Genomic DNA, 26,120 nt, shown 5'->3' on the forward strand with positions numbered 1-26,120 from the left:
ATTAATACCATGATATTTATGATTAATTTATCGAACGGTGTTACTAACTAATTTCAGGAAGAACTATTATTGATAGTTTGAAAATATTAAGGAGTTGGAAAGTGTTACATGCAGTTATTAAGAAAAAATGCCATTATCTTTTAAAAGAGCAAAATAATATTAGAATACCTCGAGAAGATATCATTACCTCCACAATATTTGGTCCACTACGTTATTTTGAAGCTAAAGAAATTTATTTTTTCATTACATCTATCGCTGGCATTAAAACTAATTTAATTGATGATAGCAAGTTACAGATAAAAGCTAATATTGATTTTTGGCCATCTAAAAAAGATACTTTTAATAATAAGCGTAGAAGTTGTGAACCTGATATTGTCTTCAATTTCGTCGTGAATGGCAAAAAGGAAATTTATATATTTGAGTTAAAATGGGGCGCTTATTCTTTTTCAGAAGATCAAATAGAAAGAGAGTGGCAGTTTTTTAAATCGACAAAAGAGGATGCAACATCTTATTTAATCTATTTAGCTAATTATGTTGATACGTTTAATGCTATTAAAGCCAGTAAAAATAAGAATTGGAAAAGTTTAACGTGGTTAAATTTTTTACATAAAATACATAAAATACATAAAATACATAAAATTAAGCATCAAAGTCATAATCCAAAATTACAGCATTATTTAGATGATTTAATCAGCTTTTTGGGTTGTTTAGATTTTAGAAAATTTGATTCTTTCTCTCACCTAAAACTCAACATAGATTCTGACTTAAAAATTAATTATCATTTTCGAAATATTGGGGACGATTTAATCAGCTTTTTGGATTGTTTAGATCTCAGAACATTTAACGCTTTCACCAATCTAAACCTCAACATAGATCCTGACTTAAAAATTAATTATCATTTTCGCAATATTGGAACTGATGTATCTTCATCTAACATTTAATTGGAGTGGTCAACAATGGAAAATAATATTATGCGCAAACAAGGTATAGCAATTACCAATGCATTAAATGAGTACAAAAGATTCACTGAAGAAGTCGAGGTGTTAAAAAGTACTATTTCAGATAAAATCAAAGCCTATTTTGATAAAAATGCTAAGCAATACAAAATAGATTCGACAAAATACACAACAAAAAAGTTTAACAACGGTTGGTTTTGTGAGTGGATTAGCTTAAATGTTCCGATTTCAAAGATAAATGCCAAAACAGGAACAGAACCTTATGGCTATTTGAACTTTCAATTATGTTTTAGTGGCGAAACGGTTTTTGATAAATCAATAAGTGAAATGCCATTTCCATTAATTCATATTATTTTTTGGGAAAGTATGGTACATCGAGATTCATATTTTAGATACCCAGTACGTGAAAGTGAATATTTTGATGAAGAAGAAGAAGCTGGTAAATTTATTTTTATTGATGATGAAAATAAATGTGTCTTATCTCTTCTTTACGATAAGCTTCCTAACAATTGTTGGACTTATAGTGTTGAGCTAATGAAGATCAATTCCGATAATATTGAAGATATATTATTTAAACCAGCTATTGAATTATTGGAAAACAACCAACTTATCCTAAGTAACAATAAGGCGTTAGAAGGCGTTATCAGAGAATATCCACCTTTAGAAGAATTTATTATTGAATAATAATCGCCAAGTAAATTACTAGCAATAGCTAATTTTTAATAAAAAATTAAGTCATTGCTAGTAGCTAATTCAATTATTTTAAGCATAATATATATAATTGAATAAAACATAGAGTTTTACTAATTCATCGAACTATTTTTATAAAGCTGACATTGTGGTTTAATACTTTAGTTTTTTAATACTTTAGTGTTTTAATACTTTGGCTTTTTAGATAATTTTCCCTCTCTTATCAGATTACAAATTGTGATATTAATGGTTTTGTGTTAGTTTCTCTGTTTCAACTAACTACATTCATCATCGGCTCCGCCAAGGTCTAACTATGCCCAATTCATCTGCTAAAAAAGTTGCTTTTGCTGCTTTTATTGGTACTACTATTGAGTGGTATGATTTTTATATCTATGCGTTAGCATCAGTATTATTTTTTGGTCAGCTCTTCTTCCCTTATGATAATCCATTTTTGCAAGTTTTAGGGGCTTTTGCCACTTTTGCCGTTGGTTTTTTATCTCGACCATTAGGCGCAATCATTTTTGGCCATATTGGCGACCGTTTGGGGCGTAAAAAATCGTTAATTATTACCTTGCTGTTAATGGGCATTGCTACAACGTGTGTTGGCTTGTTACCCTCTTATCCACAAGCGGGGATCACCGCACCAATACTGTTAGTTGGCTTACGAATATTACAAGGTATTGCTGTCGGTGGTGAATGGGGTGGTGCGGTATTAATGGCCAATGAGCATGCGCCGAAAGGCTTGAAAAACTTTTTCTCATCATTTGCTCAGTGGGGTAGCCCGGCAGGTAATATCCTCGCATTACTGGTTTTTTCTTATATCATTAGCTTGCCTACTGATAAACTTATTGATAGTGGTTATTGGCGTATCCCGTTTTTAGCCAGTTTTGTTCTATTAATTGTTGGTATCATTGCCAGAATTACCTTAACCGAGTCACCCGTATTTATTGAATCAGCTAAAAAGCAAGCTAGCCTGAAACAAAAAGAGTCGGTACCAATTATTGAGGTGTTTAAACAGGCAACGCCAATACTGATATTAGCCATATGCGCCAATGTACTGTCATTTAGTGGTATTTTTTCTAATACGCTAATGATTGGGTATACTACTATGGCGCTTGGTATTGAAAAAAAGGTCATCGTTGATGCGCTATTTTGGATTGCGATGGTACACTTTATTGCGCAACCATTTATCTCTTACTTTTCAGAAAAGTTCTCAGCAACACGCTTTTTAATTGTCTCGGCGGTATTCGCTATGGCGTCAGTCTTTCTGTTGTTTCCAATTATTCAGGCAGGAACAAAAACTAGCTTTATTATTGGTATTTCATTAAATGTACTTTGTTACAGTGGTTTCTATGGGGTAATAGCTGGTTATTTAAGCCGAGTTTTTCCAGCCAGAATTCGCTATACCGGCTTATCCATGAGCTATCAAGCTTGCGCAGCCATTTTTGGTAGCTTAATTCCATTGTTGGGTGGATATATTATTTATGAACACGGAACTAATTGGTTACCATTAGCCTTATTTTATTGCGGTTTAGCAATGCTATCCATTATCAGCATCTATCTATTAAGTGGCTATCACTATTATGATGAATAAAAAGGCGACTATTTATGAAAACCGTTCTATCAATTCAATCTAATGTTGTTTATGGTTATGCTGGCAACAAAGTTGCCACATTGGCCATGCAATTACAAGGCGTTGAAGTTATGCCGATCCACACAGTACAACTATCGAGTAATACGGTTTATCCTGATTACGATGGTATTGTACTGGGCGCTCAACAAATTACTCGAATAGTAAACAGCTTAGAAAAAATTGGCGTTCTAAAATCAATTGATGCTGTCATATCGGGTTACATCGGCCTTGCCGAACAGGGCGAAGAGATCCTCGAAGCGGTAAAAAAAATTAAATACTATAACCCGAATGCCATTTATGTTTGCGACCCGGTTATGGGCGGTGATATCTATAAAGGTAGCTCATTGCCGCAAAATATTATTGATTTCTTCACTAAACAAGCCATCAAACACGCAGACTATATCACCCCCAATTTATTAGAACTGCAATTATTATCGAATATCGAAATTAAGACGTTTGACGATGTACAAACAGCAATCAAAAAACTACAAAATCAACCTATCCAAGCGGTATTAGTCAAAAATCTAGTTCATGCAGGCAAAACCACAGAGTTGTTTGAGATGATTTTGGCCACCAAATTGAAAAACTATCACCTTGCACGACCACTATATGACTTCCCTTATCGCCCATTAGGTGTTGGGGACTTAATTTGTAGTTTATTCACGGCCCACTTAGTTAATGGCAAATCACAACTAAATGCCTTTGAGTTAGCCGCTAATGCAGCTAATCATGTACTGGCAGTGACAAAACAGAAGGATGCCAGAGAACTGGCAATCATTGATGCTCAAGAGTGGATTAAACAGCCTAATTTACAGTATCGCGCAACACAATTCTGATAAAACAGAATTTGAATAATCAGCTAACTTGATTTAAATTATTGCTATAATTAAAAATCTTAACAATAAGTAAGATACAATTTAAATAGGATTGATGATATGCGAGGCAAGATATTCAGTATAAGTTTAGTGGCAATGGTTTGGTTTGCAGCTATAAGTATAGCCAATGCTGACGAAATTGATTGCCCGGCCAGAATCAACATTAAATCCGACCATCCCGAGCTAGAAAATATTCCCGAAGGCTGGCAAGTTTCCGATAAAAAAGATCGCCACCTGTTACTCAGTGGTATAGGTGTTTATTCCGATGAACCGGTTAAATTATTCCAATTAAAGCCTGAAATTGGGATTATCGATGGCCAAAAACATGACCTCACTTGGCAAGTTAATTCTGTCTATGATAAAGGTGGTAGCTACGTTAGTTGCAGCTATAATCACAATGAAGTCCAATTGGTCAAAAAAATTGATTCATCGATGAAAAGCTGCTGGGCGGATTATTCAAATGATAAAAACCAAGCCATAAAAGCCAAACTTATCTGTAGTGCTAGTGAATTAAAAGAAGTGGAATAAGTTTTACTGTTTAATATTAAACCTTTGAATTTACGTATCTTCAATATAGCGTTTGTTATACTTAATCAATTTGATAATTGTCTTATCCACTTATCAAATTTGGTATATTTTAATCTATGCTTAGATGCCATTAATTAAACTAATAAGAATTATTATATAAGAGAATTTCGTTAACTATTTACTGTCTCTGAATTTTTTTCTACTATCTCGTCAAAATTGTCCATTAATTACGGTAAATAGCATATAAAAAAATAAGATCTGTTAGGTTGTAGTCATATATTTTTATTTTAAATCTTTATGGTTACGCCAACATTATCTTTTCTAAACCATAAATTGAAGTTTATATTTTTATAAAAATAGAGAGCACTATGTATCTAAATATTTGAACAAAATTAATTATCATATTCAATTAACAAAAGATAATGTCTAATTTTTAATTAAAAAGCTCATCAAGTTTTATCTCATTAATTAATTTTTCTATCTCAAAGGTATTAGTTGATGAAGCATTATATTCTCGATCTTCTAAATATGATTTAGATAAAGATGACTTAAGATATGATAAAATACTATCTACAGACTTTAATTCTGATATAGTCTTATTTGCTACAAAAGCCTTATTCATTATCCCTGCAAGAATCATGGCAATTGATATTTGAAATTTATAATTTCTACTTGAAACGCCATATATTTCTCTTGAAAAAGGATAAGTTATTTTTGTTGATATATATTTTATGAAATAATTAAAATCCTCAAAATTTCTATTCAGTTTATTAAATTCGCTTTTATATTTATTTTCATTACTTGTGTATTCACCAGTAAGTTTATTTTTATATTCTTCATTACTTTCTATATTACCCTTAATGTTTTCTATTTTTTGGAATTGAATTTTTAAATTTTCTTCTTGTTCTGATTTTTCTCTCATGTATGATTCCGCATATTCCGGGGATTTTTTATGCGTTGTTTGAATTCCATGTTCAAGAATGCTTAATATAACAAAAATACTTTCTTGTATTTTTTTCTTCAGATAGCGATCTTCAGTTATATTATATACACGTTCAAGTATTTTATCTGTTTTATTAATATAAATATCAGAACAAAACTTATTAACATATTGATTTACTTTTGAACTATAAATTGCATTTCTAATTTCTTGTGGAGTAAGAGGTTTAGTTCCTTTATTATATCTATTAAATATTTCTAACTCTATATCCTTTCCTGGAAACTCTTTAAATATGATTTGTTGAATTGTGGATGATGCTAATTTCGATTGAATCATTATATCTAATTGAGAAAATTTTTGTTTATTATATTCACTTAACAAATTTAAATCTTGTAAAGCAAACTTATTCTCCCAAAATCTAAAAAATGCAGTTAAACGGTGCTGCCCATCTACAACATTCAAAACTTGAACACCATTGAATTTATCATTAGCTAAAAAAATAGCTGGAATAGGTATTTCGAGTAATAGAGATTCTATTAATAGACTTTCATCTGAAACTGAATACCTATACTCTCGTTGATAATCTGGCTGGAGAATTATTGAATCAACATAATTTAACAAATCATCTTTGGTTAGATTATCAATCTCTTCAACTGATAAAGATTGTAATTTATAACCTTTTTTAATTTGTTGCATCAAATCTTTAATTGCAGTGTTTTGGTCCTTATAATTAATGTTTTCAAACTTCATTATCATTATCCTCTTCTAAACTTCTAATATATTCTTCAATGTGTTGCTTTAAAATTATATCTTTCGCAACTGATGATAATTCTGGATATAATGAGTGATAACCAACACCTAGAGAATTTAATGATCTCAAGATTCCTTTTTTTGCTTCTCTATTTATGATTACTTTTCTTAAAATAGAGTCATCAGCATATTCTTCCAAACATTTAGAATAATTTTCTTCTTGAAAATAAACAAACAAACCATCTTGGGTTCTTATTCTTTCATGTATTCGGCGACAAGTAACTACAACAGGTCCTGAAATTTGATCTAATAATTTTGAATCTTTTGGTATTATAAAAATTTTTTTTGATTCTCCATTGGTACTTTTTCCATTAAGAGCATAGGGATTTAAAAACCAAACAACCCCATCGTCTGATTCATTATCATCAAATGCATTTTCAAGACAAAACATTAAAGATATAATATGTGAATATGTAAAATCCAATAATTTTGTAGGTAAACCGAAGTGTTGAGCATAAACCATCAACTCTTTATCTTCTTTGACATCATTTGCATTTTTTAAATATGGATATGAATTAATTTCAAAATGTTCAATAAATTTTTGTATTTCAGCTTTACTGTACAATCGGTTTCCGCTTGAATCTTTCCGAAATGCTCCTGGTAGTAATGAAAAATCTTTAGAATGCCCTCTAGATAAAATAAAACCTTTCGGTAATTTCTCTAGAAAAGAAACAAACTCACTTAATTTATTAATGTTAACTGAATCAGTACTTGACATTATAATACCTACTTATTATTTTAATATCTTCCAGTATATTAATATTTATTTACAATAATATCAGCATTTATCCTTTCATTGTTCGCTGATTTATATATTAAATTCAATACTAACAAAGCGAATCCTAATTTTAATCGTTATAATTATATAGTCGATAAAGTTAATATTGTTTAAACCTTTAAATCTCTATCTTAATGCTTTGAAAAAGCAACTAAAATTTAATATATCATATTTTGCACATACTTTATATCGACTAATTTAAACCGATAATCATAATTCTTATTTTTAAATAAAATTTTTTATCCTTTGCTTTCAATTATATTTTTGTGAAAATTATTCAGAAGTCTATGCCGTTTCATTTTAAATCGTTCAACTAATTTAAAATTAAAGCTTTTTAATAATACGTTTGAACAAACATCCGCTTTTTTGATTAGCTATTATTAATAATCTTATAACTAATCTAAATCTATAAACAATTTTCCCACCTTATAGTATTAGTGGTGTGCTATTGCAAAGTGTATTTATCCAAATAATGGTAAATAAAAAAATTTTAAATTAGTTAGTTTTTTTATGTATAAATTTAGATTGTTAATAATTAAATTTAATTTTCAATTAACTTCTGTCCATAACCCATAATTTTGCCATCTTTTCTTTCATATTTTAATTTCCATTTTTGACTCAATTCTTCCATTATGTTTTGATTTAAGGTGGTATCATCAAAACTTGGTCTTTTAAATATAAATAGATTTGAAAAAAGACTTTGATTTGTGGAATCTTGTTCTAAAATTTTAAATGCTTGATAGGTTTCTTCAATATTTAACTGATTTATTTGGTTACATAACAAAATATATTTATCGTCTAGTGAAAACTCTGTAATTTTTAGTAATTCGATTAATAAACTATAAGAAATTTTTCTAAATTCTAAAATTTCTTCCTGATATTCAACGCACAGATGCTTGATTGTTGCTTTTATTTCATCAGTAGTAGAGTTATAAAATTGATGATTGGTTATATAAGTGAGATCACTAACATCAAAGTTATTTTTTAAAATATAGTTTTGTAATTTTGTCGGATAATTTTTATTATTAATCGAAATTGGTTCTTTCGTTAAAGCTAATAATGAAAATTTCTTATTTAAGCTTATTTCTTCTGATAGAAGACTTATGATTTCTTCATCATTTATGAGCCAAGAATTTTCATCTAGTATGTTAATATAGTCGTTAAAATTATGGATAATAAATTCTTGAATATTATCTGGATAATTTTCTCTTATAAAATTTAAATCTTGTTCTTCTTCCAAAACGATAGCTTTAAGCTGAATCAGAATTGATATATTTTCCTTACTAAGCTCTTTACAATCAAAGTTTGGATAATATCTACCATTAAACCATGCAATTAACATACTGTATTTATCAGGATTTAATTTAGTATTAAGGATTATTTGTCTAAAGAATAAATTTAGATCATCTTCATCTAATATTAATTTTTCTAAATCAGCCTGTTGTGGTGTTATATTTTCGTTATCATTGTTAATGAAATCGGCTAGTTGATTATTGATTTTCCTTTCCTTATTTTCATGTTCATCTTCCAATTCATAATTAAAAAAATAGTAAACAATATTCTCGGCTGAATATTCTATTTTTTGTTTTTCAAGTAGCTTATTCCAAATAGCTCTATCGGTTACTCGTTCCAATAAGTTAATGGTTAATGAAATTTTATTTATATAATCATTTTTAATGGTTAATGAAATTTTATTTATATAATCTTTTTGAATGGATAAAGGTATATCAAAATCAAAATCATAAAAATAATCAAAATCATCAAAATCATTAAAACCATAAAAATCATAAAAATCATCAAAATCAAAATTATAATTCAGAATAAATAATAAGGTATCTTCATTATCATCGATTATTGAGATATCTGATTTAGCAATGGATAGGACTAGTGGTGCAGGATTTCTTTTAAAATATACTTTAATTGGCGCATCATTACTTAATGACAATATAGTTTCTATAATGTGAGAATCGAAATTGGTTAGATTATATTTGTTTTCTAATATATGTTTTATATTAATATAGTTTAATCTATAGTAATTGTTTGCTTCAACTAATGCTAAGAGTTCTGGGGTTGAATGCTCAATTTTTTTGAACTGAATATTCATTATTTCAAAAGCATTCGTTATTTTTTGTTTATTATCAAGTAAATCAAAAATTCTATTCCATTCTTCATCAATACACAGAAAATCAGTTGAGCGTTCAATAAAATCTTTTAGATAATCCTCTTCATTCATGATTTCAAATTCTATTGGTTGATTGTGAATAAACGAAAGATAAACATAAAGTCTTTTATCAAATATATTAATAGAATCCCATATATTCCATAATTGAATATTTATTTCTTTCACAAATAAACATAGGTATTTAGGTTGATATTGTGTGTCGTTATTTATTAATAAAGTATAAGATTTTGCCAAATATTTATTAATAAAATCAATTTCACGATTTGATTTTAATAAATTGATAAATTGAGATAAATCACTTGTTTTGTTTGTTGATAGAATATGATCTAATAAAGAGTAATTTAATACAGCAGGTTCGTTAAATTTACTTGAATTGTCGGAATTCAATCTTTTTAGTACTATCTCAGTTTTTTTTAATTCAAATTCCCAGTCATTTTTTATATGTTCATTAATATTACGCAGAAATAGCGTGTCATTTTGAGATAATCCTTGCTCATCAAAGAAACTCGTATAATCATTATAATTTTCATCAATATAACCTTGAATAAGCAATACACGTAATAGCGGAAAATAACATGAAGATAATACTTTATCATACTCAGATTTATATTGTTTATTCTCAACATGTTCTATTAAATAATTATTAATAAAATCTTTAAATAAAGTATCTATAGAAATATTATTATCCTGATTAATTTTGATTATTTCAGAGATTTTCTTATATGATTTGAATGATAGTTTATCTATTCCTAATATTCTAATTTCTTCTCGAAGTATTAATTTTTTATTATATAGAATAATATTAAGTTTTTCACTCCTACGCATATATTCGCTATTTTGCTCAAGATCATTAAAATATTGTCTGCAATCAATTTCTTTATAATAAGGAGAATAGCTATCTCGATACCCATTATTAATTTTATAGTCATTTTTTTTCAAACTAGAAATCAATTCTATTCTATTTAAATCAGAAATTTTTGTTCCATCATCAAATTGATAGTCAACGGAATAAATTTCGGATGGTAATTTGATATATAAAGCCTCTAACTCATCAATACTTTCTAAATGGTTCGTTTCTAAATTTTCAATTTCCTCTTTTTTTAACTGGATTTTACTATCAAGTTGTTCAATTTGAGTTTCATAAAAAGAATTTTTTTGTTTTATTAATGATTCAATAATTTGATGAACAACGCCTTGCCCTAATCCCAAGCGCGTTAACGAGTAGTCTGCTGGAAAAATATTTTTATAAACGATAATAGCTAATAAATTTTCTTTTTTAAACCAACTGGCTTGATGGGGTAATTTTTTCTTATAAATGATATATTCATTACAAATATTTTTAATGAGCCTAATATCATCTAAATATAATGATAAAGTATCTAAAAAAGATATTGAAAAATCACTATAAATATTTTTACTTTTAAATAGTTCTTTCATTTTTCCTAATGAATTAGAGTTATCCATAACCGGTACAATAGGTAAAATAAAATCAAAAAATTTTGTGCGTTCCTTTGATTCAAAAATTTCATCTTTAATTAGATAGATAAATTTGATTTGTTTTCCCTTTTGTTTTCCCTTTTGTTTTCCCTTTTGTTTTTCCTTTTGTTTTTCCTTTTGTTTTTCCTTGTGATTTTTCTGTATTTTATTACAAATAGATTTAAATGGTTTGCAAATAAATTCAAATGATTTATAAATAAATTTAAATAGTTTTTTCTTATTATTTTTTTGTCTTTTATTATAGATATAATTTAATTCTCTTAATTTACTGAGTATCAGGTTATCATCATAACGATCAATATCTTCAAAAACGATAAAATCTAATTTTGATTTATCTAAGATATAAATAATTTCATCCAAATATTTATCAAAGTAAGAAACATCACATTCTGATGATGAAATATCAATCTCATTCTGAAAAATTTTTAGTTTTCTAATAAGATTTTTTCTATTTTGAAGATCGATAAATTTATAAGAAACAAAAGTTATCAGAGCAAATAACGAACCGATAAGTATCAAAGTTAATTGAGTCGGCTCTTCTAACCATTTATTTAATAGTGTTTTATCAATATAAATAAAACAACAGAAAAACAAAGAAATAATGCTCGCCCAAAATATATTAATCCAGCTTTTTGACTCAGCTTTAACTTTAAAATCTGTCGAGGGAATTTGCTTTGGATCGATTTGATGAATAAGTTGGTTAATAATCTTTCTTTCTAACATTAATTCATCATTAAAAGTGAATTCATCATCTGGATTTTTGTTTTTTATTTTTGACTTTAGATTAGGTGAAAAATAAGAAAGTGAAATATGAATACCATTAAGTTCTTCATGCTCTTCTTCATAAGTTTTAAATACACTGCTTTTTCCTGAGGCATAAGGTCCACTAATAGCAATGTTCAGCAAATCTTTTTCTTTGAATACAAAATCGAGCGCTTCGTTATAACCGCGCATTTCATCAGGCGAAAGAGTCGTTGGCGTGAGTTTTTCAAAGGTGATATTTTCTTGTTCTTGAGCTAATTGCTTTGCTCCATTTTGATTATCTTCCATTCTCCATTCCTTGCAATGATTTTTTTAATTCAATCATTTCATTTATAAAACGTATTTTAAGTTAACAATATTCAATTATTTTAGTTTTAACATCTTATAAAATCACTCAAAAAGCAATATAACATATTTTTATTTATACTGAGCAGTGATTAACCAAAACCGATAATATTACTGATATTTTTTATTTGCGCATCTTTTAGTTATTATAAATTCTAGCAATAATCATTTAGCCTTTTGTTTGGTTTAGTATGATTTTCATCTTTAAACTCAAATCTTCTCTCTTTTGCTATTTAAACTCCACAATTTGTAAAAATTATCCAGGAGTCTATACCGTTTCATTGCAATTTTTTTTAATAGTTTCCGTGTTATTGAGCTGTTTTTAGTTAAATTAATTAATATTTATTGCCCTTGAAGATAGAGTTCACGTCTTTGGTGCTGAATTGATATGTCATGGTAATTTTACTTAATAGTTTTGGGTTTATAATTTTTGGCATAAAAAATGCATTCCTTAGTTATCATTAATAGATGAGGAATGGTTAAAATGGAAAAGAAATATAAAGTTAAGCTGTTATTAAGTATGTTGCTCGTGAGTGGCTTGTGTCAGGCGGAACCGTTGCCTTTTTCAGAAACAGGTAAATATTGTGAGACGCCTTCTCGATGTCTTAATCCGATCACAACTAATGTTATGGTGACTTCGCCAAATTATTTAGCAACTCAAGCCGGTCTGGATGTGTTACATCAAGGTGGTAATGCGGTTGATGCTGCTATTGCGGTTGCATCGACATTAGCGGTTGTTTATCCACAAATGAATACTATTGGTGGTGATAATTTTTGGATAATTTATAACTCAAAAACTAAAGAAATTAAGGGATTAAACGCAAGCGGGCGATCGGGTAGTCTGGCGACGATTGCATTTTATAAGCAACAAGGGTTAGATAAAATTCCGTCGCGTGGTTATTTAGCTGCTAATACCGTCCCTGGCGTGGTTTCTGGTTGGGATGAGGCTTATCAATATGCGTCAAAAAGTATGAATAACTCTTTACCGTGGAATAAGTTGTTTGATTCGGCAATCAATTATGCTGAACATGGATTTGCCGTTTCACCGAGTTTAAATTATTTGTCTACAGTCAATATTGATACTAAGGATAAAGAGTTTCGCGATCTTAAACGTTTTGATGAGTTTAAAAGAGTATTTCTAAAAAACGATGGTGAGGTCTATCAAATCGGCGAAATTCTCAAACAACCTGATTTAGCAACTTCATTAAAGTCTATTGCCAATGACGGTGCAACGGTATTTTATCGTGGCAATATTGCTCAGAAAATTGTTGATGATTTAAAGCGTCATGGCGGTGTGTTGACCTTAGATGATTTTGCTAACCATAAAGCAACATGGGTTTCTCCTATTCATGTTAACTATCGACAGTATACGGCTTATAATTTGCCTCCTAATACACAAGGGATGGCTTCTTTAGAGATTCTTAATATATTAAATAATTTTGATGTTAAATCATTAGGCGAAGGCAGTGCTGATTATTATCATTTAATCATTGAGGCGACCAAGCAAGCGTTTGCCGATCGTGATAAATATTTGACGGATCCTGATTTTAACCCTATCCCGCTTGAGTTCTTATTATCCTCTCAGCATGGTCAAGAGCAAGCTAAACAAATTGATATGCAAACTGCACGTATCGATATTAAGCCATTAGATCCAAAAGGGGATACGGTTTGGTTTGGCGTTGTTGATGCACAAGGGAATGCGGTTTCTATCATTCAGAGTATTTATCATGATTTTGGTTCAGGAATTGTCGCCAAAGATACTGGGATTTTGCTACAAAATAGAGGGAGCTTTTTTTCACTCGATCCCAACCATATTAATCGTTTAGAGCCCAATAAACGAACCTTTCATACCTTAAATCCGGCTATGTTATTTAAAGAGGGTGCACCGTATCTGGTCTATGGCACTATGGGAGGAGAAGGGCAACCACAAACTCAAGCTGCCATCGTTACGCGAATTGTCGATTTTAATTTGTCTCCTCAAGATGCCATTAATGCACCAAGATGGTTACATGGGCGAACTTGGGGAGCATCATCCAATGATCTTAAAATAGAAGGGCGAGTTGCTAAGAATATTATTGATACTCTTAAATCGCGTGGACATAATGTGAAAGTCGTTGATGATTATACCGATACCATGGGGCATGCAGGTGCAATTTTAATTGATGCCGATAATCATAGATTAATGGGGGCAACCGATCCTCGTGGTGATGGTTTGGCTGCCGGTTATTAATGATTGATTAAAATAATAGATCAAATCAGCAATAATAGAAATAAAATAATAAAGATAATGACATCAGCCATTATCTTTATTTACTCTCTATAAAGATCCCAATTTTTTAAAGAAACTGAAATCTTTTTTACATCATACTTTAAACGTTATCCAAGGTTTAAGTTTAACGGCGGTTTGAATCAAACCAGCGTTTTCTTGCGCTTGAATGACGGGCGTAATAGGTTTATATGCAGCAGGCGCTTCCTCAAATAGTCGCTCTTGTTTCAAAGTTACGCATTGCCATGGCAATAAAGAGTTATCTGAAGCTAATTTCTTACTGCGCATCGTTTGCCTTTTTTCTGCTCGTCCTGCGCCATGCGAGCAAGACCATAACCAATCAGGATGACCTTTTCCGATTGCAACATAAGAATAATCACCCATAGATCCGGGTATTAAAGCGATTTCACCTAAGTGTGCGGGTGTTGCGCCTTTACGATGAATATTCATACCATTTTCAGGAAAAATAACATTGTGTGATATATCGACCAATAATTGACTCGCATCCTGCTTAAAGAGTGTGTTAAAGGTTTTACGCACCAGCTCTGTGATCACAATGCGATTTATCCAAGCATAACGAGCAGCAACACCCATCGCTTGCAAATACTCTTGAGCATGATTGTCAGTCAAAGCAAATAAACCTGATTTAGGATATTTTTGATCAGCAGGCCATAATGCTTTGGCTTTATCTTGCCAACGTTTGCCAATATAAAAACCGACATCACGTGATCCAGTATGGATCATAACCACAATAGCATCTTTCTTTAAACCTAATTGATAAGCGACATGGCGATCAATAATTTCATCAACAATTTGTAATTCAACAAAATGGTTACCTGAACCTACTGTGCCTAAACTTGCCGGACGAATAATCGCTCGTTTTTCAAAAAAGGCTTCGGGAGCATACTGGCTATCGGCTGAAAGTAGATCATTGCCAGAAATTTTGCTAATCTCATGCCTTAGTCGATCAAAATTGACACTATTCCATAAACCTTGTTGTGGTAAAGCATTCAACCAAGCGGTAAGGCCTTCATCAAAGAGTGCTTGAAAAGATGTGGGTGTAACCGGCACATCGCGCTCATCATGCAATAACACCTGTTTTAATTGCTCAATGAGTTTTGATTTTTGTTCAGTCACCTCATTAAGGCTTAAACCAGTAGTAAACAGGCGCATACCACAATTAATATCTGTGCCTATCGCCGCAGGAATAATTAAATTAGGAGTAGTGGCAACAATACTTCCAACAGGTGCAATCGCGCCGGGATGAAAGTCCGGCGTAGCCCTTGCAGCGCAAACTTTGCCGTCATTATTGGGCATTGTTACCGATGCAAAATCAAGTAATTGCTCAACTGCTTTTTCTTCTAAAGGTAACGGATTGGGTAACAGTACTTGTGCTGTAATATCTTGTTTATTAAATGTATAGATATCATTATTAAAATGAGTTTCAATCCCACATCGGGATAAACGTTTTTGTAAACGGGTAAATGTAGACATAATAGCCACCTAGAAAACAATAAAATACCGTCCTCTCAATTTGAGAGGATAATTACTGTTTCCTGCAGCAGCACTATTCAGGAAAGTGGGCGTATTCTAGACCAAAGTTTATTAATATGTAAACTAGTAAATCATTTTTTTATTAGATCATCCGTTGTAACTATGTATTTTTTCCCAACTCAGACCAAATTTAGCTAAGTATTTTTTTAAGCGATCAGCATCGTTACTGCGTTGTTTTTTGGTTCGGGATATGGCAAATAATTGTCGGCCTGCTTCTGATAAACTACTACTTTTTTGGCAGATTTCGATCACTTTTTCCAGTTGATAACGGTCAAATTCATCAATTTCATTAGGTATCAGGTCATCATAACTATTTTGTGTAGAAGTCCAATTTTGACTTAGGCGTTTAATTTCTTGTTCAACCTGTTCAGTGGTAATGTTCGCTTGCGGTGCTAAGGTTGCCATGCGAATAATTGAGCTGTTTAATTCACGAAAGTTACCTTGCCATAAGGCTTGTGGTGAGGTAGCGAATTTAAGATAAGCTTGGCGTGACTGTTGATTAAAGCGTGGCATAATGCCATATTCTTTGGCATAGCGCGCCAATTCAAAATCAATATTGGGTTCAATATCCTCTTTTCTATCCACTAAGCCCGGTAGTTGATAACTCCACAAATTGATTCGAGCAAACAGATCTTCACGAAACTCACCTTGCGCTATAGCCTGTTTGAGATCTTTATTAGTACCGGCAATTAATTGAAAATCACTGTGTATCGGTTTGTCGCTACCAAACGGGTAAAATTGTTTTTCTTCAATGGCTTTTAATAACATCGCTTGCTCATCAAGTCCCAGTTCGCCAATTTCATCTAAAAACAGTAAACCACCATCGGCATTTTTAAGTAATCCAGTGCGCGCAAGATTTGCTCCCGTAAAGGCGCCTTTAACATGACCAAACAAGGTTGATATTGCGCTATCACCGCGTAGAGTGGCGCAATTGATTTCAACAAATTGTCCTTTGATTTGATGATTGGTTTGTTTGAGTAAATAAATCTGTTTTGCCAAAAATGATTTACCCGCGCCCGTTGGTCCACATAATAAAATAGGTGCATGGGAACGGCTCGCCACTTGTTCGATTTCGGCAATAAGCTGATTAAATTGTGGGTTACGAGTTGCGATGCCCGATTTTAATAGCTCGGTCGCTTGCTGAGCATATTGCTGAAAACGGGTTAGGATTTTATCGTAACGATTTAAATTTAAATCAATAATACTCATTATCCCGCAAGGGGTAAGCGCAATCGGATCGTTTTCCTCAATTTCATTAATTTCATTATTTTCGGTCAGAGGCTCTTTTTTCGGAGGGGACATTTGTAATAATTTAGCAGGAAAATAGCGTGATTCTGCCAGTAAAAACCAACAAATCTGCATAACATGGGTACCTGTTGTGATATGTAAATAATACTCTTCTTGTTCTGAATTAAATGCGTAGTTTTTCGAAATATCAAAAAGGAAGGTATAAACTTGCTCAAAATCCCATGGATTATCAATGTTTACCTCAATGGGGTTTACTTCAGTATGAGGTGATAAAATCTTAATATCTTTAACGATGGTACAAAGTAGCTCATAATCGTTCGGAGAATAGAGCAGTTCTAATCGAGTAACTGGCATATCGGATTGATGACATAAATCAATAGTCGGTCGCCAATTCTTCCAGCGTCGTTTTCCTTTACCACGTTGATCCAATACATTCCCTAAAAATCCAAACACGACATTCTTTTTCATAATTTTATATATTTTTATAAATAGATATATAAAATTATATAAAAATGTGTATTAAAAATACTATGATAATTTTTATCTTTATTTTAAAAAATCATTTATTCTTATTTAAAAACAAATAATTAAAAAATAATTGCTATGGTTTTTTATTTATTGGCACGCTTTTCGCAATATTAATGCTACCTAAGCAAGCATATTCAGATATGTTGAGATGGTTTAAATTAAATAATCAAGTCACTTTGTGGTGATAAAAGATACCAGCACTAAAGCGCTCATAGCGCAATGTACCAATAGAATTTTGGTCATAAACGAATGGATAAACGGTAACATCCTTTAGTGCAATCTAACCAATATAAAGATATTACCACTGGCGGAGTGCATTTTGCCCAGATGTAAAAGGAAGATAAAAATGAGTCAATATGAAGTAATAAAAATTGAAAATTCAAGACCAGTAAAAATGTGGACTAAAGGTGTACCAGTCGAGCAAGAAGCCAAAGAACAATTACTAAAAACAGCACAATTGCCATTTATTTTTAAACACATTGCCGTAATGCCTGATGTCCATGTGGGTAAAGGATCAACAATCGGGAGTGTTATTCCTACTCTGGGCGCTATTATTCCAGCAGCCGTTGGGGTAGATATTGGTTGTGGAATGATGGCCGTACAAACATCATTAACTGCGTCTGATTTACCTGATGATCTAGCGCCTTTACGTTTAGCGATTGAAAAAAATGTGCCACATGGTTCAACGCCTAAAAATATGGGGCAAGATCAGGGAAGTTGGCAAGATGCGCCAGCAATTGTAGATCAATATTGGCAACAGCTTTTACCAGGATTTGAGAAATTAACCGAAAAATATCCGTGTTTTTTAAAAACAAATAATTACTGTCATTTAGGGACACTAGGAACGGGTAATCACTTTATCGAAGTTTGTTTAGATGAAAATCAACAAGTCTGGATTATGTTACATAGTGGTTCGCGTGGTGTCGGTAATGCTATCGGTGAATTTTTTATTAAATTAGCCAAAAAAGATATGGAAACTTATTTTATTGATAAATATCTACCAAATAATGATTTAGCTTACTTTGTTGAAAGGACTGAACATTTTGATGATTATCTTATGGCGGTAAATTGGGCGCAAGAGTTTGCTCGTTTAAATCGTGAAATTATGATGCATAACACTATTATGGCTATTAGAAATACATTAAATATTGAGTTCACTAGTTATATACAGTCCGTAAATTGTCATCATAACTATGTGCAAAAAGAGAATCATTTTGGACATAATGTTTTTGTTACTCGTAAAGGAGCAGTTTCTGCCCGTAAAGGGGAATTAGGGATTATTCCAGGATCAATGGGAGCGAAAAGCTACATTGTTCGCGGACTGGGAAATGAAGAAAGTTTTTGCTCTTGTTCTCATGGTGCTGGACGGGTTATGAGTCGCACAGAAGCGAAAAAGAAATTTACCATCGCAGATCAAATTAAAGCAACTGCACATGTTGAATGTCGTAAAGATGCCAATGTTATTGATGAAATTCCAATGGCATATAAAGATATTGATGCTGTAATGACGGCACAAAATGAATTAGTTGAGATTGTTCATCAACTACGACAAGTGGTCTGTGTGAAAGGATAAATGATATCGAGGATAACTTCCTCGATGATCATGACGGAAATAATATGATAACTAATGATTACTTATAGCATTTTGATATAAACAATTAATCATTCACGATAACGATAAGATATTTTAAGGATAAACAATGACAACGAATTTAAACACAACAACTGAGCAACCATTCCCAATAGTATGGGATAACAATAGAATCAGTATTTATCAGTTTTTACTCCCTTATCAAAATGCAGATAAATTACCAGAGATAGCGGAAACACTCCCTGATGAATCTTTGGATAATAACGAATTCAAATGGGCAAATGGAGCAATGGATGGTGTTATCAATCATCACGGCGCATCAACAGAACAAAATTGTGCAGAAAATATGCTAATGTTGCTTCAACAAATAACAATACAACCTAATCAATCAAATATCGAGCAACTGTATAATTTAGTCACCACTGAACGTACATTAAGCTTTATTGATGATTTAGCTGAAGCAATACCGAACATTGACGTTGATTTTGATAAATTATATGAGTTTGTCTATTGGTTAGCCATTAATAGCCCTGATCGTGAAATCATTAAATTTAGTATTGCTATATTGGGCTGTTTTACCACCGAACAAACCGAACTATTTATGTTATTCGGTATGCATAATGAGTTTAGCTTATATTCTGCTATTGCATTAGAAAATACATTATCATCTGAAAATGATATTGAAAATACCTTAATGAAACTAGCTCAAAAAGTTGATGGTTGGGGACGTATTCAAATCGTCGAACGATTAACCAACTATCCATTATCATCAGCAAGTAAAGATTGGTTGTTAAGAGCCGGTTATCAAAATAGCATTATGAATGAATATCTTGCTTATACCTGCGCAGTAGCTGGTGAATTAGATAAGGTGTTAGAGCAAAATAGTATTGATAATGAATTAATTAGCTCAATCGGTGAAATTCTAGAAGCATTAATTAACGGTGGGCCAGCTGAGGATATATATTGTTATGATGTTGGTGCTCAAGTTTGTGCCAGTTATTTAACTCATCTACTTAAACAACCAAACTTAGTCGATCTGAATATATTACGAACGGTTAAATTAATACATAATTTTGTTACTGAAGAGGTAGATGAAAATACGCCTAACTGGCACGAACAAATAAAAGATGAAATAATCGAAAAAGCTAATCAGTTTATTCAACAAGATAAATGGATAGAGTTGATTGAAAAAAAACTAACGGCTATCAATGAGAAGCAATTTTCGCTAGCAGCAGAACTTTATTCTCAATATGGTTTTGATGCATGGCCAGCACGATTTGAATATCAGAAAAAATATAATGGTGATCAGTGGAATAATTTGATGCAAAGTGATTCAATATCAAGAATCCAACAAGTTATTCAATTAGCTAATCAACAATATGATTTCGCTAAACTCGCAACCGGACCTACATTGGATGATGGATTCGGCGAAGATGATGCACATTATATATTATTACTGATATTACAAGAACTTGATCGTTTTCCTGAGGTTGGTGAAGATTTATTATTAATCGCTTTAAAAAGCCCGCTAATACGACATCGAACTATGGCATTAAATGCTATAAAAGCTTGGGAACGGTCATTATGGTCAGCCAAGATCAAAACGGCAGTACAAGAACTGGCAATCATTGAACCTGATGACGAGATTAAAGAAGATTTAGCCGCATTAATAGCTGAAATGAATGATTAAAAATTTTGTTCAATTGATGGTTATTATAAAAATTAATAAGGATGTTATTGAAAATGCAAAACCGTATACAAGAAAAACTTATTGAATTAGAACAACAATATAACATTAACATCATTTTTGCCTGCGAGTCTGGTAGCCGAGCATGGGGATTTCCCTCACCAAATAGTGATTATGATGTTCGTTTTATTTATATTCATCCAATTGATAAATATTTATCAATTGATAATCCTGCTTCTCATCTTACTTTTCCAATCGACGATGAGTTGGATTTACATGGGTGGGATTTGAAAAAAACGTTACAGTTAATTCGCAAATCCAATACTACGCCATTTGAGTGGTTGCAGTCACCAATTATTTATCAGCAAAATGCTGCAATTGCTGAGCCATTATGGCAATTATGCGCAGAATTTTTTAATGCCCGCGGTAATATTTTTCACTATTTAGGTATAGCGAAAAGTGCTTGGCAAAGTAATCAAGGACAACAAATTGGTGTCAAAAAGTTATTTTATGTGTTAAGACCACTATTATGTGCTAAATGGTGTTTAGAAAAACAGCAAATCGCTCCGATGGCAATAGCACCATTATTGACGCTATTGCCCGAAAATTTACGTAACAAAATCAATAAGATTATTGAGCAAAAAGCAACCATGGCTGAATCACAACTTATCGCTATCGATCCTGAAATATTACTATTTATTGAACAGTCGATGAATGATATCTTGCAACAGGTTGCGCCAATAACTGAACGACATTTTAAACCGGCTAAATTAGATCAATTTTTTATAAAAACATTGATGGATTTGCAATAGGGAAAAGAATATCAGATGACAATTGATGATTTAAAAAGGCAAAATTTAATCTTATTTGAAGTTATCAGTGGTAGCCGTGCTTTTGGATTAGCCACGGAAACATCCGATACTGATATTAAAGGGGTATTTTACCTACCAAAAGAAAAATTTTATGGACTTGAGTACATTCCGCAAATTAGTAATGCCTCTAATGATATTGTCTATTATGAATTAGGCCGGTTTGTTGAATTACTGCTTAAAAATAACCCTAATATTTTAGAAGTGTTAGCTTCCAGTTCGGAATGTATTTTATATCAACATCCGATTATGCAGCAGTTGACCCTCGATCTTTTTTTATCTAAACAAACCGAACAAACATTTGCTCATTATGCAATATCGCAAATAAAAAAAGCTAAAGGGTTAAATAAAAAAATCAATAATCCAGTAGAAGTTAAACGAAAAACAGTACTGGATTTTTGTTATATCATTCAAGGGCAACATACTTATCCAATGACCAACTGGTTAACCCAAAATGGTTTACAGCAACAGTGTTGTGGTTTGGTTAATATACCTCATGGTAGGGATTTATATGCTCTCTTCTATGATGCGTCAGGTAGTTGTGGTTATCATGGCATTATTCAGCATGAAGATTCCACGGAACTCTGTTTATCTTCGGTTAAAATGGATTCTCAAGTAACGGCTTATTTGAGTTTTAATCGTGATGGTTTCTCATCGCACTGCCGTGAATATAAAGCGTATTGGCAATGGGTCGCCAATCGGAATCAGCAACGTTATAAAAATAATATTGAAAATGGTAATGACTTTGATGCTAAAAACATGATGCATACTATTCGGTTATTGCAAGTTGCCTACGAAATCATGACAAAAGGAACCATTACCAATAAACGACCTAATCGTGATGAACTGTTAGCCATTAAGCAGGGTAAATTAAGTTATGATGAGATTATGCAACTTGCTGAATCACTATTAGCAAAAATCGAAACTGCATCATTATCATCGCGATTACCTGATCAACCTAATAGCCAAAAAGCATTAGCAGTTTTGCTAACGATGCGTAATTACTTATATCAATCATAATGATTAATAAAAAAGCGCTCATTTTAATAACGGCGCTTTTTTACATTCAATTTTACTAAAGCTTATTATTTATCATCATTAGCCAATAAATATAATGCTTCGTATGGTCTTAATTGGATTTCAGCGCCGACTGCCGTTGCTTGCTGATAATTACTCAATAATCTTTGCCAATTAGTACTTTGTAAGTTTTTTGGTAACTGCCAGTTAACCGGTTTTTCGGTTAGATTGATTATCACTAATAGTTGTTGATTATTATAACGGCGCAAGTAACACCAATAATCAGCAATATTGGCGGTTAAATCTTGATAATCACCAAAAATAAAGATTGGATACTCTTTACGTAACTTAATTAATGTTTGATAGCAGTAAAAGATCGAATTCTGATCAGCCAATGCGGCTTTGACATTAATTTGTGAGTAATTATTTGCTACCTCAATCCATGGTTGCCCCGTTGTGAAACCAGCATTTAGGCTATCATCCCATTGCATAGGCGTACGACTGTTATCACGTGATTTACTCGCTAATATGGCTAAAATTTCCGCTTCATTGATCCCTTCAGCTATTTTTTCTTGGTAGATATTTAAACTTTCAACATCACGATATTGGTTAATATTATTAAAATGTGGATTGGTCATGCCGATCTCTTCACCTTGATAGAGATATGGCGTGCCTTGTAATCCATATAGCAACATAGCAAGCATTTTCGCGGATTCACGGTGATATTGGTTTTCATTACCTAAGCGCGACACAATTCGTGGTTGGTCATGATTACACCAAAAAATGGCATTCCATGCTTTAGCATGCATCCCGGTTTGCCACTCGCCGATAATATTTTTTAACTGGAGTAGATCCGGTTTGGCTAATGCCCATTTATAGCCGTTTGGATAATCGACTTTTAAATGATGAAAGTTAAAAGTCATAGTGAGCTCTTTTCCGTCTAATGAGGCATATTGCAAACAGTTGGCTAATGAGGTCGAGGACATTTCACCAACGGTTTTGAGATCATTAGGTTGGAAAGCATCGCGACTCATCTCTTGTAAAAACTCGTGGATTTTAGGACCATCGGTATAGAAACGTCGACCATCACCATTGTTGTCATCAGCAAAATCCTGTTGTTTGGAGACCAAATTAATCACATCCAATCTTAATGCATCAACACCTTTATCTGCCCAAAACTGGCATACTTTTTTAATTTCGTTGCGAACTTGTGGATTTTCCCAATTGAGATCAGCTTGCTCTTTGGCAAATAGGTGTAAGTAATATTGCCCAGATTGTTCATGCCATTGCCATGCTTTACCACCAAACTTGGAGCGCCAATTATTTGGCTCACTACCGTCAGCCTTAGCATCTTTCCAGATATAAAATGAGCGGTACGGGCTGGCTTTATCTAAAGCTGATTTAAACCATGGATGCTCGGTCGAGGTGTGATTGAACACCATATCCATCATAATACGGATCCCACGCTCATGCGCCTGTTTAATCAGTAATTCAAAATCGGCCATTGAGCCATAGGCTGGGTCGATATCGTAATAATCGGCAACATCATAGCCATTATCAATTTGTGGTGATGGATAAATCGGCGTTAACCAAATGGCACTAATACCGAGTTTTTTTAGATAATCTAATCGGCTGATAATACCTAACAAATCACCGGTTGCCTGATCTTGACTGGCTTGAAAACTTTTAGGATAGATTTGATAAATGGTACCGTTTTGCCACCATGGAATAGCTATTTTATTCATCGCTTGCTCTTTATTTTTAATCAGTAGATTCAAATTCACCAGCGGTTAAAACCGTAGAGAATCCCCTATTTATAACCGTTATCGGATATTTAACGTGCCTTTTTTCTGTTTTATTTTGTAAACAATGGCGGTTAATACGATTGGCACCACAATCGCCACCAACATAGCCAAGGCATAAATCGACCAGAAGACTGGTTTTATCGATAGGATACCGGGTAATCCACCGACGCCAATACTATTAGATAACACTCCATATAAACCACAAATTAATCCGGCACAAGCGGCACCAATCATGGCGCAAAACATCGGGAATTTATAACGTAAATTGATACCATACATCGCTGGCTCTGTCACACCGAGATAACCAGATATTGCCGCAGGAATAGATACTTCTCGTTCATTATGTTTTTTACTTATTAAGATGATACCAACCACAGCTGATGCCTGGGCGATATTGGATAAGGCGATAATTGGCCAAATAGGCGTGCCACCCATACTTTCGGTCATCTGCATATCGATAGCTAATGTGGTGTGATGAATACCTGTAATAACCAAAGGTGCATAGAAGAAGCCAAAAATAGCTGAACCAATAAAGGCATAATCACCGGTCATTAAATACTTAACCACATAAACAATCCCATTGCCAAGCATGCGTCCAATAGGCCCTAAAACAAAGTGTGCTAAGACAACTGACAGCATTAAGGCAACGATTGGTACAATCACTAAATTTAAGTAATCAGGAATAATTTTACGAAGCCGTGTTTCAATCCATCCTAAAGCTAAACCAGCAAAAATTGACGGTATAACTTGTGCTTGATAACCCACTTTAGCAATGGTAAACCAACCAAAATCCCAGACTTGAGGAACAATTTTGCCCAAATCATAAGCATTCATCAGTTGTGGTGAAACTAATGTGATGCCTAATACAATGCCCAAAACGGGGGATCCTCCCATTTTTTTCACCGTAGACCAGCAAATGGCCACCGGTAAGAAGTCGAAGATAGCCTCACACGGTAACCATAAGAAATTGTTAATTGGTATCAGCCAAGTGAAAGTGTGTATTAGAGGTTTATTGTCAATAGTTGGCATTTCACCAATCACATTACGCAAGCCAAGTAATAAACCACCAGCAATTAAAGCAGGCAACAATGGTACAAAGATTTCAGCTAAGTTTGAAATTAACCGTTCAAACCACGACATATTTTGCTTAGCTGCGGCTTTAGTTTGCTCTTTCGTCGCTTCGTCGATATTTAATTGTTCAATGAGTAATTTGTAATAACTGTCAACATCAGTACCGATAATAATTTGAAATTGGCCTGCATTATTAAAGCAACCTTTGACAAATGGTAATTCTTCAATGGCTGCAACATCGGCTATTTTCGGATTGGCAAGCGCAAATCTTAATCTGGTTAAACAATGGGTGACACTAGCAATATTTTCTTTTCCACCAACCAGCTCAATTAATTGCATAATTGATGCAGTTGAAACTTTAGGTGCTTTCGCCATTGTTAAGTCTCCTTATTTTTAATTTAAGCCAATATTTTGGGGGGTTCGTTAAATCATTTCGATCCTAATTTGATAGAGATTAAGCATAAATGGAATTACTATTTAAATAAATG

Annotated in this window: 17 protein-coding genes; 10 read left to right on the forward strand and 7 right to left on the reverse strand. The window is 32.4% G+C overall.

From position 1 onward, the window contains the following. Nucleotides 1-101: 101 nt before the first annotated feature. From DKK79_RS13890 to DKK79_RS13910, 5 genes are all read left to right on the forward strand, one after another. Entirely contained in the window at nucleotides 102-941 is an 840-nt protein-coding gene (locus DKK79_RS13890) for a hypothetical protein (protein ID WP_110424571.1), read from the forward strand. Nucleotides 942-956: 15 nt separating this feature from the next. Continuing rightward, the gene (locus tag DKK79_RS13895) at nucleotides 957-1,640 is read left to right on the forward strand and encodes a hypothetical protein (protein ID WP_110424572.1); all 684 of its coding nucleotides are present in this window, start codon (nucleotides 957-959) and stop codon (nucleotides 1,638-1,640) included. A 319-nt stretch (nucleotides 1,641-1,959) separates the two neighbouring features. Next, a complete protein-coding gene (locus DKK79_RS13900) occupies nucleotides 1,960-3,240 on the forward strand; it encodes an MFS transporter (RefSeq protein WP_110424573.1) in 1,281 nt (426 codons plus the stop codon). 14 nt (nucleotides 3,241-3,254) lie between these two features. Further along, nucleotides 3,255-4,115, forward strand: a complete 861-nt coding sequence (gene pdxY / locus DKK79_RS13905; protein ID WP_110424574.1) for a pyridoxal kinase PdxY — start codon at nucleotides 3,255-3,257, stop codon at nucleotides 4,113-4,115. A 99-nt stretch (nucleotides 4,116-4,214) separates the two neighbouring features. Continuing rightward, nucleotides 4,215-4,682: an STY0301 family protein gene (locus DKK79_RS13910; protein ID WP_110424575.1), complete on the forward strand. Its 468-nt coding sequence runs from the start codon at nucleotides 4,215-4,217 to the stop codon at nucleotides 4,680-4,682. Nucleotides 4,683-5,115: 433 nt separating this feature from the next. Here DKK79_RS13910 and DKK79_RS13915 read toward each other — a convergent pair whose 3' ends face one another. The 3 genes from DKK79_RS13915 to DKK79_RS13925 all read right to left on the reverse strand — a co-directional run bounded on the left by DKK79_RS13915 (nucleotide 5,116) and on the right by DKK79_RS13925 (nucleotide 11,939). Then, on the reverse strand, nucleotides 5,116-6,372 hold the full coding sequence (locus DKK79_RS13915) for a DUF262 domain-containing protein (protein WP_110424576.1): 1,257 nt from the start codon (nucleotides 6,370-6,372) through the stop codon (nucleotides 5,116-5,118). Further along, a complete protein-coding gene (locus DKK79_RS13920) occupies nucleotides 6,362-7,150 on the reverse strand; it encodes an FRG domain-containing protein (RefSeq protein ID WP_110424577.1) in 789 nt (262 codons plus the stop codon). The genes DKK79_RS13915 and DKK79_RS13920 overlap by 11 nt, the downstream gene beginning before the upstream one ends. Nucleotides 7,151-7,751: 601 nt before the next feature. Continuing rightward, a complete protein-coding gene (locus tag DKK79_RS13925; protein ID WP_181415330.1) occupies nucleotides 7,752-11,939 on the reverse strand; it encodes a YobI family P-loop NTPase in 4,188 nt (1,395 codons plus the stop codon). Between the two features lie 541 nt (nucleotides 11,940-12,480). On the opposite strand from DKK79_RS13925, the gene ggt reads away from it, so the two are divergent. Continuing rightward, a complete protein-coding gene (gene ggt, locus DKK79_RS13930; RefSeq protein WP_181415331.1) occupies nucleotides 12,481-14,226 on the forward strand; it encodes a gamma-glutamyltransferase in 1,746 nt (581 codons plus the stop codon). A 132-nt stretch (nucleotides 14,227-14,358) separates the two neighbouring features. Here the strand turns inward: ggt and DKK79_RS13935 are convergent, their stop codons facing one another. Continuing rightward, nucleotides 14,359-15,756, reverse strand: coding sequence for an RtcB family protein (locus DKK79_RS13935; RefSeq protein ID WP_110424580.1), 1,398 nt, complete (start codon nucleotides 15,754-15,756; stop codon nucleotides 14,359-14,361). 147 nt (nucleotides 15,757-15,903) lie between these two features. Beyond that, nucleotides 15,904-17,532 (reverse strand): RNA repair transcriptional activator RtcR, encoded by a 1,629-nt coding sequence (gene rtcR, locus DKK79_RS13940; RefSeq protein ID WP_110424581.1) that lies wholly within the window; start codon nucleotides 17,530-17,532, stop codon nucleotides 15,904-15,906. A 406-nt stretch (nucleotides 17,533-17,938) separates the two neighbouring features. On the opposite strand from rtcR, the gene DKK79_RS13945 reads away from it, so the two are divergent. From DKK79_RS13945 to DKK79_RS13960, 4 genes are all read left to right on the forward strand, one after another. Continuing rightward, the gene (locus DKK79_RS13945) at nucleotides 17,939-19,165 is read left to right on the forward strand and encodes an RtcB family protein (RefSeq protein WP_110424582.1); all 1,227 of its coding nucleotides are present in this window, start codon (nucleotides 17,939-17,941) and stop codon (nucleotides 19,163-19,165) included. 127 nt (nucleotides 19,166-19,292) lie between these two features. Continuing rightward, nucleotides 19,293-20,873, forward strand: coding sequence for a hypothetical protein (locus DKK79_RS13950; protein WP_110424583.1), 1,581 nt, complete (start codon nucleotides 19,293-19,295; stop codon nucleotides 20,871-20,873). A gap of 53 nt (nucleotides 20,874-20,926) precedes the next feature. Then, complete coding sequence (locus DKK79_RS13955; protein WP_110424584.1) at nucleotides 20,927-21,682, forward strand: nucleotidyltransferase domain-containing protein; 756 nt, start codon at nucleotides 20,927-20,929, stop codon at nucleotides 21,680-21,682. A gap of 15 nt (nucleotides 21,683-21,697) precedes the next feature. Continuing rightward, the gene (locus DKK79_RS13960; protein ID WP_110424585.1) at nucleotides 21,698-22,759 is read left to right on the forward strand and encodes a nucleotidyltransferase domain-containing protein; all 1,062 of its coding nucleotides are present in this window, start codon (nucleotides 21,698-21,700) and stop codon (nucleotides 22,757-22,759) included. Nucleotides 22,760-22,824: 65 nt separating this feature from the next. On the opposite strand, the gene treC is transcribed toward DKK79_RS13960, so the two are convergent. Beyond that, nucleotides 22,825-24,501 (reverse strand): alpha,alpha-phosphotrehalase, encoded by a 1,677-nt coding sequence (gene treC, locus DKK79_RS13965; RefSeq protein ID WP_110424586.1) that lies wholly within the window; start codon nucleotides 24,499-24,501, stop codon nucleotides 22,825-22,827. Between the two features lie 78 nt (nucleotides 24,502-24,579). After that, nucleotides 24,580-26,007, reverse strand: coding sequence for a PTS trehalose transporter subunit IIBC (gene treB, locus DKK79_RS13970; protein ID WP_110424587.1), 1,428 nt, complete (start codon nucleotides 26,005-26,007; stop codon nucleotides 24,580-24,582). Nucleotides 26,008-26,120: the final 113 nt, after the last annotated feature.

Source organism: Gilliamella apicola (assembly GCF_003202915.1).
Lineage (GTDB): Bacteria > Pseudomonadota > Gammaproteobacteria > Enterobacterales > Orbaceae > Gilliamella > Gilliamella apicola_Q.

Bases quoted from the DNA above. Each gene is read 5' to 3' on its own strand.
- DKK79_RS13910 (WP_110424575.1), top strand. From the start codon at position 4,215: ATGCGAGGCAAGATATTCAGTATAAGTTTAGTGGCAATGGTTTGGTTT.
- pdxY (WP_110424574.1), top strand. From the start codon at position 3,255: ATGAAAACCGTTCTATCAATTCAATCTAATGTTGTTTATGGTTATGCT.
- DKK79_RS13900 (WP_110424573.1), top strand. From the start codon at position 1,960: ATGCCCAATTCATCTGCTAAAAAAGTTGCTTTTGCTGCTTTTATTGGT.
- DKK79_RS13925 (WP_181415330.1), bottom strand. From the start codon at position 11,939: ATGGAAGATAATCAAAATGGAGCAAAGCAATTAGCTCAAGAACAAGAA.
- DKK79_RS13960 (WP_110424585.1), top strand. From the start codon at position 21,698: ATGACAATTGATGATTTAAAAAGGCAAAATTTAATCTTATTTGAAGTT.
- DKK79_RS13955 (WP_110424584.1), top strand. From the start codon at position 20,927: ATGCAAAACCGTATACAAGAAAAACTTATTGAATTAGAACAACAATAT.
- treC (WP_110424586.1), bottom strand. From the start codon at position 24,501: ATGAATAAAATAGCTATTCCATGGTGGCAAAACGGTACCATTTATCAA.
- rtcR (WP_110424581.1), bottom strand. From the start codon at position 17,532: ATGAAAAAGAATGTCGTGTTTGGATTTTTAGGGAATGTATTGGATCAA.
- DKK79_RS13935 (WP_110424580.1), bottom strand. From the start codon at position 15,756: ATGTCTACATTTACCCGTTTACAAAAACGTTTATCCCGATGTGGGATT.
- ggt (WP_181415331.1), top strand. From the start codon at position 12,481: ATGGAAAAGAAATATAAAGTTAAGCTGTTATTAAGTATGTTGCTCGTG.
- DKK79_RS13895 (WP_110424572.1), top strand. From the start codon at position 957: ATGGAAAATAATATTATGCGCAAACAAGGTATAGCAATTACCAATGCA.
- treB (WP_110424587.1), bottom strand. From the start codon at position 26,007: ATGGCGAAAGCACCTAAAGTTTCAACTGCATCAATTATGCAATTAATT.
- DKK79_RS13920 (WP_110424577.1), bottom strand. From the start codon at position 7,150: ATGTCAAGTACTGATTCAGTTAACATTAATAAATTAAGTGAGTTTGTT.
- DKK79_RS13945 (WP_110424582.1), top strand. From the start codon at position 17,939: ATGAGTCAATATGAAGTAATAAAAATTGAAAATTCAAGACCAGTAAAA.
- DKK79_RS13915 (WP_110424576.1), bottom strand. From the start codon at position 6,372: ATGAAGTTTGAAAACATTAATTATAAGGACCAAAACACTGCAATTAAA.
- DKK79_RS13950 (WP_110424583.1), top strand. From the start codon at position 19,293: ATGACAACGAATTTAAACACAACAACTGAGCAACCATTCCCAATAGTA.